The sequence below is a fragment of the Nocardia lasii genome (assembly GCF_042658545.1).
GTDB classification, from domain to species: Bacteria; Actinomycetota; Actinomycetes; order Mycobacteriales; family Mycobacteriaceae; genus Nocardia; species Nocardia lasii.
The window spans coordinates 316,412-330,998 of sequence record NZ_JBHSQN010000003.1; the positions used below are offsets into that span (position 1 = coordinate 316,412).

Genomic DNA, 14,587 nt, shown 5'->3' on the forward strand with positions numbered 1-14,587 from the left:
TCGAGATATCAACCCTAACCCTCGAACACCCCGACCCCCATGCCTACGACGTCCGTCACCGCCCACGCACCCGAATTCCGGGCTGGAGCACAGGACCCCGGCACCTACCGAGCCCGAGCCCCCACCAGTTCTCGAGCCGCACTCCGATACCGCTGCGCGATCAACCGCACCACCCCGGGATGCACCCCGATCGGTTCGGCCACCCCGTCGGCACCCGCGTCGTGCAGTCGCTGATGGAACAGCCCGTGCGCCAACAGGTACGAGGCGATGAACACCCGCTCGGCACCCGATTCACGCAGCGAGGCAACGACTTCGGGCACGCGCGGCGTTCCGGTCGCCACGTAGGCGATCCGCACCGGCGCACCGAGTTCCTCGGCCAACATCCCGGCCGCGCGCCGAACATCGTGGCGCGCACGCGAATCCGAGGATCCGGCGGCGGCGAAGACGACCGCGTCGCCGGGCCGCCAGCCGGCGGCCCGCAATCGCACGGCCATGATCGCGGCCAAGACCGGATCCGGCCCCATCGCGGCCGTCACCGCGACAGCGGGATGACCGCTCTCGGCGACTTCGCGCGGAACATCCTGGTACACGTGATACCCCGAGGCGAGAAACGCGGGAACGACGACCGCGGGCCCGTCGAGATCGCGCAGGACCTCCGAGGGCGAGGGCCCGAGCACATCGACGAACGCGGTGCGCAGCGCGGCGTTCGGCGCCGCGGACACCGCGACCCCGAGCTCGACGGCGACGGCCTCGGCCAGCGCCGCGATCATCTCCACACCACGCGCGCTGCGGGTGCCGTGCGCGACCAACACCAGCGCCGGATCACCCGGCCGCGGCGTACTCACCACACTCCGATCGCGCGAGCGGGCCGGGGCGAGCGAGCGGGCGTCCCGATCCCCGAGGTCGGCGGGGCCTGGACGGCACCACGGATGGGGGTGTCGGAGCAGTCGGCGGCGTCCAGCGCCAGCCGGTACCCGCGCTTGACCACGGTCTGGATCGCCTTGGGCGTGCCGAGACCGGCCCGCAGTCGCGCGATCGCGGTCTCCACGGCGTGGGTGTCGTCGCCGCCACCGGGCAGCGCGGCCAGCAGGTCCTCGCGCGAGACGACCCGGCCGGGCTGGCGGGCCAGCGACCGCATCAGCGCCATCGGCGCGGGCGCCAACTGACGCACCTCGTTGTCGACGACCACGCAGCCGCCGCGCACGCTGATCAGGTGACCAGCCGCGTAGATCCGATTGGCCCGACGCGGCAGTTCCTCGGCCACATGGCGAGCCAACGCGCCGAGTCGCGCGCGACCGGGCATCGTGGTGGGCACGCCGAGTTCTTCCAGCGGGGCCGCGGTGATCGGGCCGACGCAGGCCGCGAGCACGCGCCCACGGAAGGCGTGCAGCACCGACTCGAGCAGCCCGGTTTCCTTGGCGCGCATCAACATCGACGCCACCGCGGGCGCACTGGTGAAGGTGACGCAGTCGAGGCTGCCGGAGATGATCGACTCGATCATCGCGTCCATCGGGCCGCGATCGGCGGGCGGTTCCCACCGGTACACCGGCACCGGGACCACATCGGCGCCCGCGCAGCGCAGCACCTCGCAGAAGTCGGGAACCGGCTCCCACTCGGTGGTGGCGCCGTGCAGCTGCACCGCGATCCGCACGCCTTCGACGCCCTCGGCGAGCAGGTGATCGAGCACCTCGGCCGAGGACTCCGAGGCCGGTGACCATTCCTCGCGCAGTTCGGCGGCGCGGATGGCGCCCTTGGCCTTGGGGCCGCGGGCCAGCATCCGGGTCGAGGCGAGGGTGTCGCGCAGGACCTCGGCCAGCCCCCAGCCCTCGGCCGCTTCCATCCAGCCGCGGAAACCGATGCCGGTGGTGGCGACGGTGATCTGCGGCGGATCGGCGATCAGCTGTTCGGTGACCCGTTCGAGCTCGGTGTCATCGGCGAGCGGGATGATACGAATGGCCGGGGCCGAGGACACCGTGGCGCCCCTGCGGGTGAGCAGCGTGCTGAATTCCTCGGCACGACGAGCCGCGGTGACGCCGATGGTGAAGCCGGCCAGGCACGGGCCGGAATCGGTCGGAGAAGTCATGTGGTCTGCACCGGTTCGTTCGAGACCGCGACGATGCCGCCGTCGAGTCGTACAGCGTACACCGGGAGCGTTTTGGTCTCGTCGTCCAGGCAGTGACCGTCCAGCAGCGAGAACGCCTGCTTGAGCAGCGGCGACGCGACGACCGGAACGCCGCCGCGATCGCCGACGAGCCCCCGCGACATCACCGCGGCCATGCCGAACGGGTCGATATTGCCCACCGCGGCCAGCGTGCCGTCGGTGAGTCGGAACAGGGCCGCCTGCTTGCCGCCCGCCAGGAGGACGGCGACGCCGCGTCCCGGGATGAGGAAGTCGAGACGACAGGCCTGAGTCCAGGTCAAGGTCTCCGTGGTGATGGTAGGTGTATCGATAACAGTCATCGGTTCTCCTCCGAACGCCCTACCTATTGGTACAGGCGCCCTGTTTCCGCAGGGTTAAGTGCTTATTTCCCGACCGCTGCTGTGTCGGCGCCGACACCGGCTCCGACCTGCGGCAAGCCCAACAGCACTGGTACCTTGCGTTCTCCGCTGTCGTCGAAGGCGATCGTGGGATCGGCTTGGTCAGGGGCATTGACGAAGGAGACGAAGCGCGACAGCTTGTTCTCGTCCTCGAGCACGGCGGCCCACTCGTCCTTGTAACCCTCGACGTGCTTGGCCATCGCGGCCTCGAGGTCGGCGGCGATGCCGAGGCTGTCCTCGCACACGACGGCCTTGAGGTAGTCGAAACCGCCCTCGAGGGCCTCCTGCCACGGCGCGGTGCGCTGCAGACGGTCGGCGGTGCGGATGTAGAACATCAGGTAGCGGTCGATGTAGCGGATCAGGGTCTCGTCGTCGAGCTCACCGGCCAGCAGCACCGCGTGCTTGGGGACGAGGCCGCCGTTGCCGCCGACGTAGAGGTTCCAGCCGTTCTCGGTGGCGATCACGCCGACGTCCTTGCCGCGGGCCTCGGCGCACTCGCGCGCGCACCCCGACACCGCCAGCTTGATCTTGTGCGGCGAACGCAGACCCCGGTAGCGCTTCTCCAGCAGCACGGCCATGCCGACCGAGTCCTGCTGGCCGTAGCGGCACCAGGTCGAACCGACGCAGCTCTTCACCGTGCGCAGCGACTTGCCGTAGGCGTGGCCGGACTCCATGCCGACATCGACCAGGCGCTTCCAGATCAGCGGCAGCTGCTCCACGCGCGCGCCGAACAGGTCGATGCGCTGACCACCGGTGACCTTGACGTAGAGGCCGAACTCCTTGGCGACCTCGCCGATCACGATCAGCTGATCGGCGGTCACCTCACCGCCGGGCATGCGCGGCACGACCGAGTAGGTGCCGTTCTTCTGCAGGTTGGCCAGGAAGTGGTCGTTGGTGTCCTGCAGCGCGGCCTGCTCGCCCTCGAGAATGTGGTCGCTCGAGGTCGAGGCCAGGATCGAGGCGACGGTCGGCTTGCAGATATCGCAGCCCGAGCCCTTGCCGTGCTTGGCGATGAGCTCGGAGAAGGTGCGGATGCCGGTGACGGCGACGATGTCGAACAGCTCGGCGCGCGACTGCCCGAAGTGCTCGCACAGCGCCTTCGACATCACCACACCGGACTGCTCGAGCAGCTTCTTGATCATCGGCACACAGCCACCGCACGAGGTGCCGGCGTTGGTGCAGCCCTTGACCTGGGCGATATCGCAGGCGCCCTCGGCGATCGCCCCGCAGATCGAGGCCTTGTCGACGTTGTTGCAGGAGCAGATCTGGGCGTCGTCGGGCAGCGCGTCGGCGCCGAGCTCGGCACCGGCCGGGGAGATCAGCGAGGCCGGATCGGCGGGCAGCGGGCGACCGACCAGCGGGCGCAGTGCCGCGTAGGCGGTGGCGTCGCCGACCAGGATGCCGCCGAGCAGGATCTTGGCGTCGTCGGAGACGACCAGCTTGGCGTAGGTGCCCTTGGCCGCGTCGTGCAGGACCACCGACAGCGCGCCCTCGGTGGTCGCGTGCGCGTCACCGAAGGAGGCCACGTCCACGCCCATCAGCTTCAGCTTGGTGGACATGTCGGCGCCGGGGAACTCGCCCTCCCCGCCCAGCAGGCGGTCGGCGACGATCTCGGCGGTGGTGTAGCCGGGGGCCACCAGGCCGTAGCAGACGCCCTCGATGGCCGCGCACTCGCCGACGGCGTAGATGTCGGGGTCGGAGGTGACCATGGACAGGTCGGTGAGGATGCCACCGCGCGCGCCGAGGTCGAGGCCTGCGTCCTTGGCGACCGCGTCGTGCGGGCGGACACCGGCGGAGAACACCAGCAGCGAGGCGTCGATCACGGACTCGTCGGACAGGGTGACCTTCAGCCCGCCGTCGGCCTGCTCGATATTGGCGGTGCCGACGCCGGTGTGCACGTTCAGGCCGAGGTCGGTGACGAGCTTCTCCAGCACCGAGCTGCCGCCGTCGTCGATCTGGGCGGGCATCAGGCGGGGCGCGAACTCGACCACGTGCGGGGTCATGCCCAGCAGGCGCAGCGCGTTGGCGGCCTCCAGACCGAGCAGACCACCGCCGACGACCACGCCGTGCGCGCCGGGTCCGGCGGCCTCGGCCGCGGCCCGGATGCCGTCGAGATCCTCGATGGTGCGGTAGACGAAGCACTCGGGCAGGTCGTGGCCGGGCACCGGCGGCACGAAGGCGTAGGAGCCGGTCGCCATGACCAGCGCGTCGTAGGCGATGACCTCGCCGGTGGAGCTGGTGACGGTCTTGGCCGCGCGGTCGATCGCGGCGCCGCGCTGGCCCAGTCGCAGCTCGACCAGGTCGTCACCGACATACTCGTTGCCGGGCAGGGCCAGCGCGGCGGGGTCCCAGGCGCCGACGTAGTAGGACAGCCCGACGCGGTCGTAGGCGGGCAGCTTCTCCTCGGACAGGATGATGATCTGCCACTGGCCTGCCTCGTCGCGCGAGCGAAGGGCTTCGACGAAACGGTGTCCGACCATGCCGTGGCCGACCACGACCACTGTCTTACGGGTGCTGTTCATGAGAGTGACCTCCTTGGTTGTGGTCGGTTGTCAGCGAGCCGACGACGTGGTGGTGTGCTCGGCCTCGAGGACCAGGGATTCGGCTTCGACCACGACAGCGGAGTCGGAGGTGACGCGGGGACGGCGCAGGAACACCGTCCAGGTGACCGCGGCGCAGACCACGTAGAAGGCCAGGAAGACCCAGAACGCGGTGGTGGCCGAGGCGGTGTTGGCGTAGGAGCTGCGCAGGACCATGTTGATGCCGACGCCGCCGAGGGCGCCGATCGCGCCGACGAAGCCGATCAGCGCGCCCGCGGTGTTCTGCGACCAGGCCGCCTGTTCGGTCCGCGAACCCGGCATCGACTTGGACTTGGCCTCGAACACCGACGGGATGATCTTGGTGACGGCGCCGTTGCCGAAACCGGACAGGATGAACAGGGCGATGAAGCCGAGCACCAGCAGGGTCATGGTGGAACCGGTGGCGACGCCGTTGTTGCGGTCGGCCAGCGAGGAGGCGGTGATCACGATCAGCGCCGCGCCCATCATCGCGCCGAAGGTGGCAATGGTGACCTTGCTGCCGCCGATCCGGTCGGCCATCTTGCCGCCGTAGGGGCGGGCCAGTGAACCGAGCAGCGGGCCGATGAAGGCGATCGAGGCGGCGTGGATGGCGGCCTGGGCGGCGGTGTCGCCACCGGCCTTGAAGCTGATCTGCAGGATCTGGGCGAAGGCGAAGCTGTAGCCGATGAACGAACCGAAGGTGCCGATGTAGAGGAAGGCGATGGCCCAGGACTGCGGCACGCGCAGGGCCTTGACCATGTAGGACATGTCGGCCTTCTGGTTGGTCAGGTTGTCCATGTAGAAGGCCGCGCCGACCGCGGTCAGACCGACCAGGACCAGGTAGACCGCGCAGATCACCGAGGCGTAGTCACCGCCGAGGGTGACCAGCACCAGCAGCCCGAGCAGCTGGATCACCGGCACGCCGATATTGCCGCCACCGGCGTTCATGCCCAGAGCCCAGCCCTTGAGCCGCTGCGGGTAGAAGGCGTTGATATTGGTCATCGAGGAGGCGAAGTTGCCGCCACCGAAGCCGGCGAACGCGGCCACGATCAGGAAGGTCGTGTAGGAGGTGCCGGGCTGGTTGACGAAGTACAGGGTCAGCAGCAGCGGGATCAGCAGCAGGAACGCGGAGAAGATCGTCCAGTTGCGACCGCCGAAGCGGGCCGTGGCCACGGTGTAGGGGATGCGAAGGAACGCGCCGACCAGCGTGGGCATGGCGACGAGGAAGAACTTGCCCGCCGGGTCGATGCCGAACTTGTCGGTGGGCATGAACAGCACCATCACCGACCAGATAGACCACACGGAGAACCCGATGTGCTCGGCGATCACCGACCAGATCAGATTGCGCTTGGCTACGTCCTTGCCGCCGGCCTCCCAGGCCGCGACATCTTCGGCATCCCAGTGCTCGATGTCGTGGTTCCGCTTCAGCGTGCTCAACTCAGGGCCTCCCAAAAGTGCGATGGCCCAACGGTAGGAAATGGGTATTGCCGAAATGCTGCGGGAAATGTCGCGCGAATCAACGGTTTCTCACCTGCCGCGCTCGGGGTAGGTGAGATCAGCCCCTTTGTTTCGGGCATGTGTCACAACGATTTCCGCAGGTAAGCAACCAGCGAGAATTCGGTGGAAACCCTCGTGAGGGTGTGACGTGCGCCGCTCGTTCGTCATTTTATGACAGAGTCACGCGCATCGCACTTCGTCGAGAAAGGGGCTGTGAGATTTACGTCTCGGCGATTACCAGGTGTCTTCGAGCATGCGCGGTTTGCAGGCTTGCCAGGCACCGGCCAGCAGCACGCCGATGGCGAGGAACAGCAGCCCGAACGGGGCCAGCCAGCCGCCGGTCGCGGAGTGCAGCACGCCGAACAGCAGCGGGCCGACGCACGCGACCGCGTAACCCACGCCCTGGGTGAAGCCCGACAGCGCGGCCGAACCCTGGGGTGTGCGGGTGCGCAAATTGATCAGGGTCAGCGCCATCGGGAAGGTCGCCGGGCCGAGGCCGAGCAGCAGCACCCACAGCACGGTCAGGTGCATCGGCGCCACGAGCAGGCCGACGAACGCGATCGCGAACAGCACCATGCAGCCCACGACGACGGGGAACGGATTGCGCATCCGGGCGACGACGGTCGGCGCGCCCAGCGCGGGCACGAGCCCGATCAGCGCGAACAGCCCGACCATGGTGCCGGCGAACGCGGCGCTCGCGCCCGCGTCGGACAGGATCGTGGGCAGCCAGGCGAACATCGCGTAGGTGGTCAGCGAGGTCATGCCGAACATGCCCGCCATCCCCCACGCCACCGGCGAACGCCAGACCTTGCCGGTCTGGGGTGTCGAGGCGGGCAGCGCGGTGGTGTCGACGGTGTCGCGACCTCGACGATCGCGCAGCACGACCAGCCACGGCACCGCCGCGGCGAACCCGAACAGCGCCCACACACCCATCGAGATCCGCCAGCCGTGGGCCTGGGCCAACGGCACCGCGACGAACGCCGGAATGACGGTGCTGAGCTGCACCATGACGATATAGAGGGAGCTGATCGAGGCCAGGTGATCCCCGAAATACCGCTTGACCAACGGCGGAATCACCACATTGCCGATCCCCATGCCCAGCAGCGCCACACCCGACAACGCCAGCAGCTCACCGGTCCCGGACGAGAACACCCGCGCCAGCGACCCCGCACCGGCCGCGAGCATCGCCATCAGCACCGTCCGCTCGAGCCCGAACCGACGCACCAGCACCGGCCCGACCAGCCCGGCCAGCCCGAACATCGCCGTCGGCAACATCCCGAACACCCCGAGCGTGGCGGTGCCGTACCCGATATCGGCCCCGATCGTCTCGGCCAACGGACTGAACGCGGTCACCGCCGCCCGCAACGTCAACGCCGACATGACAATGGCCGCCAGCACGAGCAGGCGACCCTCGATCAACGACCGCCGAGTGATCTCCGGAGTACTGACGGGACCAACATCGTCCCGCCGGTCGCCGACAAGGGTCGACCCCGCACTCGGGTCTGACCCGAGATCACGGAGAGGCAGCTCAGCGCCTGGCTGAAATTCGCGGAGTGGTGGCACCGGAGAATCATAGGATGACCCGATGACTATGCCAAGCGGGTGTGACCAACCTCCAAACGCAGGGACATGGGTAACTCACCGGGTACGGGCTGACGGAACCGAGATCGTCCCGCCGGCCGCCCACCCGACATCGACCCCGCACCCTGGTCTGGCCCGAGAACACGGAGAGGCGGACCAGTACTCTTGCTGGGTGCAACCCGTCCGGCGAACCAGCCTCATCGCTCAGGTCACCGAGCAGCTTCGGGCCGAGATCCGTTCCGGCCGTTGGCCCGTAGGTCAGCGGATTCCCACCGAACCCGAGCTCACCGAGCTCACCGGGACCGGCCGCAACACCGTGCGCGAGGCTGTTCAGGCCCTCGTGCACGCGGGCATGCTCGAACGCCGCCAGGGTTCGGGGACCTATGTGATCGCCACCTCCGAGGTCGGCGGCACCCTGGGCAAGTACTTCGCCGACGCGCGCGAACGCGACATCCTCGAACTGCGCCAGGCCCTCGACGCCACCGCGGCCAGCCTGGCCGCGCGCCGCCGCGACGAGACCGATATCGCCACCCTGCGCCGCCTGCTGGCCGAGCGCAGCAACCGCAATTGGGCCCAGGCCGACCCGGTCGCCATCGCCGCCGATGTCGAATTGCACCGCGCGATCGTCGTCGCCAGCCACAACGCGGTATATCTGGAGTTCTACGATTCGCTGCTGCCGATCATCGAGCAGGTGATCCACGCGCGGACCGCGAAATCCGACGACGCCTACGACACCGAGCACGAGGAACTGGTGCAAGCTGTCATCGATGGTGACTCGGAACGAGCCGTGCAGGCGGCCAATTGCTTCCTCAGCTCGCTCATCGCGGAATATCCGGACCGCTGAGCAGCCGAAATCCGCGGTTCCTAAATCCAGGTAACCGCGGGGTCACCGCACGGGAATTCGCACGGTGAGCCCTAGTTGGCTCGAACGTCACCTGAAGCCATTGTCACGCAACAACCGGCTCCTACCTTTAGCTCGACACCGCATACGCGCTCGATCGAGAGGAAGCCGATGACCGCAATCGCCGCCACCGGCCAGGCGACGGAATCCCCGTCGTTCGAATATCAGAAGAAGGGCCGCTGGCTCACCCAGTGGGAGCCCGACAATCAGAAGTTCTGGGAATCGGGCGGTGAGCGCACCGCCAAGAAGAACCTGTGGTTCTCCGTGTTCGCCGAGAATCTGGGCTTCAGTGTCTGGGTGCTGTTCGGCTCCATCGTGACCGCGATGGGCGCGGCGGGCTTCACCTTCCTGGAGGGGCTCGGCAAGGGCAACCCCACCGCCGTGGCCAACGCGCTGCTGTTGACCTCGGTGCCGACGCTGGTCGGCGCCACCCTGCGCATCCCCTACACCTTCGCGGTGCCCAAGTTCGGCGGTCGAGCCTTCACCGTCTTCAGCGCGGCGATGCTGCTGATCCCGACCCTGGGCCTGGCGTTCTTCATCAACCAGCCCGGCACACCGATGTGGGTCTTCCTGCTGCTGGCCGCGCTCGCCGGCGTCGGTGGCGGTAACTTCTCGTCCTCGATGGCCAATATCTCGTTCTTCTTCCCCGAGGGTAAGAAGGGCGCGGCACTGGGCATCAACGCCGCGGGCGGCAATCTCGGTGTGGCCCAGACCCAGTTGGCCGCGCCGCTGCTGATCACCCTCGGCACGCACCTGTTGGCCAAGGACGCCGCGGGCTACCGCTTCGGCCTGACCCTGGCCATCCTGGTCTGGGTGCCGTTCATCCTGATCGCCGCGTTCGGCGCGCTGCGCTACATGGACTCGATCGTCTCGGCCAAGGCCGACGGCAAGTCCTACAAGCTGGCCCTGACCAACCCGCACACCTGGATCATGTCGTTCCTCTACATCGGCACGTTCGGTTCGTTCATCGGCTTCTCGTTCGCCTTCCCGACCCTGATCAAGGCCAACTTCCCGCACCTGGCCTCGATCGGCTGGATCAGCATGGTCGGCAACCTGGCCTTCCTCGGCGCGTTCGTCGGTTCGTTCAGTCGTCCGGTGGGTGGCTGGATCTCCGACAAGGTCGGCGGCGCCAAGATCACCGTGTGCGTGTTCACCGGCATGGCGGTGGCGGTGGCGCTGATCATGGCGGCGCTGTCGCTCAAGAGCTTCCCGCTCTATCTGGCCGCGTTCCTGCTGCTGTTCGTGCTCACCGGCGTCGGTAACGGCTCCACCTACCGGATGATCCCCTCGATCTTCGGCGCCACGGCCAAGAAGTACGCCGCCGAGCACGGCATGGAGATCACCGAGGCCCAGGCCTCGGCCCGGCGCCAGGCCGGTGCCGCGATCGGTGTGATCGGCGCGGTCGGCGCCTTCGGCGGCTTCATCCTCCAGCAGGCACTTCGCCTGTCCAACATCAACTTCGGCACCATGGCCCCCGCCTTCTGGGCCTACGCCGGCGCCTTCCTGCTGATGGCGGGCGTGACCTGGTGGTTCTACCTGCGCTCCTCCTTCGCCACCGACAAGCTCCCGTCGCTGGCCTACGCCAACGTCTGATCGACACCGGAAGACCACGTTCGGAACTCAGGTTCCGGACGTGGTCTTCTGCTGTGTACCAACACGTTTCGATACGGTTGTCGACCACGCGCACCGCCGCGACCGCTACTGTCGAGGGCGGACTTGCACCGGGGCGGGGAGGTGGACGCGAGATGTACGACGGCCACGACCGACCGGGTGAGTTCGTCGCCTCCAAGACCACCCTCATCCGCAGGCACGCCGATGCCTACGCCGACGAGATCGACGAGTTCCAGCGCGGGCACAGCAGCCGCGACGAGTACCAACTGCTCGACGATCTCAATCACCGGGTCGAGCAGTTCCTCGCCGACTACGTCCCGCCCTCGACGCGCCGGGTCGGCGACAGCCTGGTGTTCGCGCCGCTCTACCGTGACGCCGACCCCGACCTGCCCGCCAACGCCGGCCGCCAGTTCTCCAGCGAGACGGTGCTGACCGCGCTGTTCGCCGCCGAGGTGGAGTTCCGTGGCCCGCTGAGCCTGAGCCGCACCCAGTCGACCCTGCTCGCCGAGGTCTACGAGGAACTGGGCGAACTGCTCTCGGCGCACGGGCTGCCCGCGCACGCGGCGCTGGCCTACCGGCAGGCGTATCGGCTGCACACCATCACCGAGAACCCGCGCGGCCAGGATCGCTGCGGGTTGCACATGGCGCGGGCGCGTACCAGGGCCCGCACGCCGCGCTGGCGGCGACTGCCCGGCGTCGCCTCGGATCTGTTGTGCGGCTACGGGTATCGACCGTTTCTGCTGCTGGCCTGGATCGCCGCGGAGATCGCGGTGTTCGTCGTGGTGTTCTACGTAGCCAGTTCCGGGATCGGCTTCGAGACGGCGCTGCGGGTGTGCCTGGTCAACTTCCTCGACCCCGCCGACACCGACGAGTTCGGCCCGCTCGGCGCGCTGGCGCGGTACACGCTGATCGTGGAGTCGTACGCGGGCATCGTCTCGACATCGGTGTTCTTCGCGCTGCTGGTGCGCCAACTGTTCCGGCTGTGATCACCAGCGCGACTGGGTGCGGTTGAGCGCGCCGAGCGTGGCCACCGAGATCCGGTCGCGCAGCTGACCGACGCGCGCGTTCCACTGCGTGCTGAAGCCCGGATCGGCCTCGAGCCCCGTCCACAGTCCGCGCAGTACCGGGGGCGTGAACGCGCCGGGCAACCACAGGTGGACGAGGTGTTCGAGCAGCGGGGTGAGCACCTGGGCGGGCGAGCTGTGCGAGAGCTGCGCCATCTCGGCCTCGTCGATCACCTCGGTGAGCACCGTGAGCAACCAGTCGTGCGTCGCGAGGTCTTCGCAGAAGCGTTGCACCGCACGCAGTTCGGTCTCGTCGCCGACCACGACCGAGGCCAGCCGCGTCTCGTCGTCGAGCAGGACGAACGACATGCTCGGCGCCTGCCCCGCCCGGATCCGCGCGGCCCAGCGCAGCCCGCACGCGGCGGTCTGGATCGGCGGGCGCTGGTCGAGTATCGGGTCGGTGCGCACGCGGGTGTGCAGGCGCGCCGCGATGGCGCCGGGGTCGAGGGTGGGGGCCACGAGATCGGGCGGCCCGAGGAACCCTTCGACCAGGTGACTGCCGAGGTTCGCCGTGGTGCGCGTGAGGATTTCGACCACCCCGATTCGCCCGAGGTAATGGCCCCACCCGCGACGGTGATTGCCCTGCGCGGGCACCACCGTGGCCTGCGCCGAGCTCTGGAGGATCCGCCCGCCGCGCACCACGGCGTGGGTGGCGACGGTGCCGACGCCGCGCACCCTGGCCCGCTGGGGCGTGGCCAGCCGACAGTCGACGCCCTCGGGGATCACCGGCGACTGAGCCCAGCTCAGTGGCCGCTCGCGCGACTGCACGTGCCGACCGCGGACCAGGGTGAGCAGTTCCGCCGCCGAACCCCTGCTCAGGGCCGCGGATTCGGGAAGCAGTCCGGTGCGCACCTCGCCGAGAAGCGCCAACGGTGCACCGCGCAAAGGCATTTCGTCAGCGTATCGGGTCACACGCCACTGAGGAAGTAGTGCGAGAGCCGGTCGGTGACGAACTCGGTCATCGGCACGCCCTGCTGCCGCGCCCGCGCCGTGATCATGCCGACCACCACCTCGTCGAGCGCCACGTGCTCGACGATCGTGCGCACCGCGTGCTCGATGCCGAGGTAGCGCTGCGGCAGCAGCGACAGCGAACGGAACGCGGCGAACGGGGCCGCGTGCTCCTGCACCCGGATCACGCTCGGGAACTGCTCCCAGCGCGCAGGCCACTCCTGCGCTGGATCCCAGTAGTCCGCTCGCACAACGGCTTTACCCTCATCGCGCAACATCCCCAGGCGCAGCAGCTGCCACACCGAGGCCAGGAACGGGCACGACCACAGCACGTCGCGCTGCTCACGCGCACGCCACATCTCGATATCGAGGAAGATCGAATGGTTGTGCGCCGAGAACTCCACCGGCGGACGGTAATTGACCTCCATCGCGTGGCCGGGCTCGTGGTCGCTGGAACGGCTGCCGTTGCACAACCACCCCGACTCCGCCGTCGGCGGGCGACGGCCGGTGCTGCCCGGCGCCGGTTCGGCCACGATCGAGTCGGCGACCATCTGCGCCAACGGAACCCGCACCTCGTCGTGCAGGCCGCGCAGGTGCTTGTCACAGCCGGCTTCGCTGGCGAGGTAGTCGATCCGCACCCCGCACTCGGCGGCGATGCGCAGCAGCTCGGGCACGACCTCGCGGGGGTCGCCCTCGTTCTGGAAGTAGTCGTCGAGCAGCAAGCAGGTACTCACCCGCACCTTCGACGCCCCGCCCGCCGCCTCGGCGAACTCCTGGCGCGCCAACTCGGTGAACGCGGTGAGAAGCGGTGCGACCCGGCGGAATTGGGCGGCGATCGCCTCCTCGCCCGCGAGCAGGTCGGACATGTAGAAATGCCCGACCTCGATCGACACGTGCGACAGCGCGACATCCTCGACCCGCGTCGAAGCCGTCGCCTCGGTGTAGGCACTGGTCACCTCGGGCACCCTACACACGCACCCAGGTCGAGCGGTCCCACAGGCGCCGCGCCAATTCCTCGAACGCCTCCACCGTGGCCCGATTCGCGATGCCCGCGTTGACATCGGCGTCGAGCACGATCTGCTCGCGCCACTGCAACACCGGTTCCACCGGGGTCTCCCCCAGCAGCGCGCCCGCGCCGAGCCGGAATTCCGCGGCCAGCGACCGCAGCGTGTCGTTCTGGCGGATCAGCCAGGCCGCCTGCGGTCCGCCGCTGGCCGCGAACTCGTCGGTGACCCGGGGAACGGCGGTGCGCACGTAGCGAATTCGCGCGAGCATGTCCTCGGGCGCGTACCCGAGTTCGGCGCCGGTCTCCACCAGCCCCTTCGGTCCGTGCACCAGGCCGTGGGCGGCCATCAGGTGCTGGCGGGTCCAGCGGTGATACACCAGCCAGCTCACCTGCTTGCCCGGCATGTCCTGGGGCCGAGTCGCTTCCAGCGCGAGCTGCATCGCCACCGAGCGCCCCGCGCTGAGGTCGACGATCACCACCTTGAAGGTGCTGTCCAGGTCGAGCAGCAACTCCCGACAGCGCCGCACCACCTGCTGATCATTGGCCGACATCGCCTCCCCGCCGCCCTCGTCACCGGGCAGCAGCACCAGCTTGCCGCCCCGGGATCGCTGGCGGCGCAACCCTTCCCGGTTCGTGCTCGCCCGCACATCGACGCGCAGCGGCACACTGTCGTGGCCGCGCAGATACGAGTGCAGGCCGTTGCCCGCGCGGGTGCCGCGTTCGACCGAACCGATTTCGAACAGCGCCCCCGCGGTGGGCGAGCCGAAGTCGAAATCGAGGTAGGCCGTGCTGATTCCGCGCATGCCGAGCCGGTAGGCGAGATTGCAACTGGTCACCGACCGGCCCGTTCCGCCCTTGTCGGAAGTGGCGAACACGATCATCG

Annotated in this window: 12 protein-coding genes; 3 read left to right on the plus strand and 9 right to left on the minus strand. The window is 68.7% G+C overall.

What is annotated here, in order from left to right; genetic code table 11:
* Nucleotides 1-104: 104 nt before the first annotated feature.
* The 6 genes from ACFP3H_RS09280 to ACFP3H_RS09305 all read right to left on the minus strand — a co-directional run bounded on the left by ACFP3H_RS09280 (nucleotide 105) and on the right by ACFP3H_RS09305 (nucleotide 7,973).
* The gene (locus ACFP3H_RS09280; RefSeq protein ID WP_465263754.1) at nucleotides 105-845 is read right to left on the minus strand and encodes a sirohydrochlorin chelatase; all 741 of its coding nucleotides are present in this window, start codon (nucleotides 843-845) and stop codon (nucleotides 105-107) included.
* On the minus strand, nucleotides 842-2,083 hold the full coding sequence (locus tag ACFP3H_RS09285; protein ID WP_378602492.1) for a uroporphyrinogen-III synthase: 1,242 nt from the start codon (nucleotides 2,081-2,083) through the stop codon (nucleotides 842-844). Before ACFP3H_RS09285 ends, ACFP3H_RS09280 begins: the two co-directional genes overlap by 4 nt.
* Nucleotides 2,080-2,460, minus strand: a complete 381-nt coding sequence (nirD, locus tag ACFP3H_RS09290) for a nitrite reductase small subunit NirD (protein WP_378602495.1) — start codon at nucleotides 2,458-2,460, stop codon at nucleotides 2,080-2,082. Before nirD ends, ACFP3H_RS09285 begins: the two co-directional genes overlap by 4 nt.
* 62 nt (nucleotides 2,461-2,522) lie before the next feature.
* Nucleotides 2,523-5,060 carry a nitrite reductase large subunit NirB gene (gene nirB / locus ACFP3H_RS09295; protein ID WP_378602498.1) on the minus strand — a complete coding sequence of 846 codons (2,538 nt, stop codon included), beginning with the start codon at nucleotides 5,058-5,060 and terminating at the stop codon, nucleotides 2,523-2,525.
* Between the two features lie 30 nt (nucleotides 5,061-5,090).
* The gene (locus ACFP3H_RS09300) at nucleotides 5,091-6,533 is read right to left on the minus strand and encodes a nitrate/nitrite transporter (RefSeq protein WP_378602501.1); all 1,443 of its coding nucleotides are present in this window, start codon (nucleotides 6,531-6,533) and stop codon (nucleotides 5,091-5,093) included.
* A 294-nt stretch (nucleotides 6,534-6,827) separates the two neighbouring features.
* Nucleotides 6,828-7,973, minus strand: coding sequence for an MFS transporter (locus tag ACFP3H_RS09305; RefSeq protein ID WP_378602637.1), 1,146 nt, complete (start codon nucleotides 7,971-7,973; stop codon nucleotides 6,828-6,830).
* 373 nt (nucleotides 7,974-8,346) lie between these two features.
* Between ACFP3H_RS09305 and ACFP3H_RS09310 the strand changes: the two genes are divergently transcribed.
* The 3 genes from ACFP3H_RS09310 (at nucleotide 8,347) to ACFP3H_RS09320 (ending at nucleotide 11,672) form a co-directional block, all read left to right on the plus strand.
* A complete protein-coding gene (locus ACFP3H_RS09310; RefSeq protein WP_378602504.1) occupies nucleotides 8,347-9,018 on the plus strand; it encodes a FadR/GntR family transcriptional regulator in 672 nt (223 codons plus the stop codon).
* 168 nt (nucleotides 9,019-9,186) lie between these two features.
* Complete coding sequence (locus ACFP3H_RS09315; protein ID WP_378602507.1) at nucleotides 9,187-10,668, plus strand: MFS transporter; 1,482 nt, start codon at nucleotides 9,187-9,189, stop codon at nucleotides 10,666-10,668.
* 152 nt (nucleotides 10,669-10,820) lie between these two features.
* Nucleotides 10,821-11,672 (plus strand): hypothetical protein, encoded by an 852-nt coding sequence (locus tag ACFP3H_RS09320; RefSeq protein ID WP_378602510.1) that lies wholly within the window; start codon nucleotides 10,821-10,823, stop codon nucleotides 11,670-11,672.
* Here ACFP3H_RS09320 and ACFP3H_RS09325 read toward each other — a convergent pair whose 3' ends face one another.
* From ACFP3H_RS09325 to ACFP3H_RS09335, 3 genes are read right to left on the minus strand one after another with little or no spacing between them, the layout of a single operon-like run.
* On the minus strand, nucleotides 11,673-12,641 hold the full coding sequence (locus ACFP3H_RS09325) for an SCO2521 family protein (protein WP_378602513.1): 969 nt from the start codon (nucleotides 12,639-12,641) through the stop codon (nucleotides 11,673-11,675).
* Between the two features lie 17 nt (nucleotides 12,642-12,658).
* A complete protein-coding gene (locus ACFP3H_RS09330) occupies nucleotides 12,659-13,654 on the minus strand; it encodes an SCO2522 family protein (RefSeq protein WP_378602516.1) in 996 nt (331 codons plus the stop codon).
* Between the two features lie 10 nt (nucleotides 13,655-13,664).
* Nucleotides 13,665-14,585, minus strand: a complete 921-nt coding sequence (locus tag ACFP3H_RS09335) for an SCO2523 family variant P-loop protein (RefSeq protein WP_378602519.1) — start codon at nucleotides 14,583-14,585, stop codon at nucleotides 13,665-13,667.
* Between the last annotated feature and the right edge of the window lie 2 nt (nucleotides 14,586-14,587).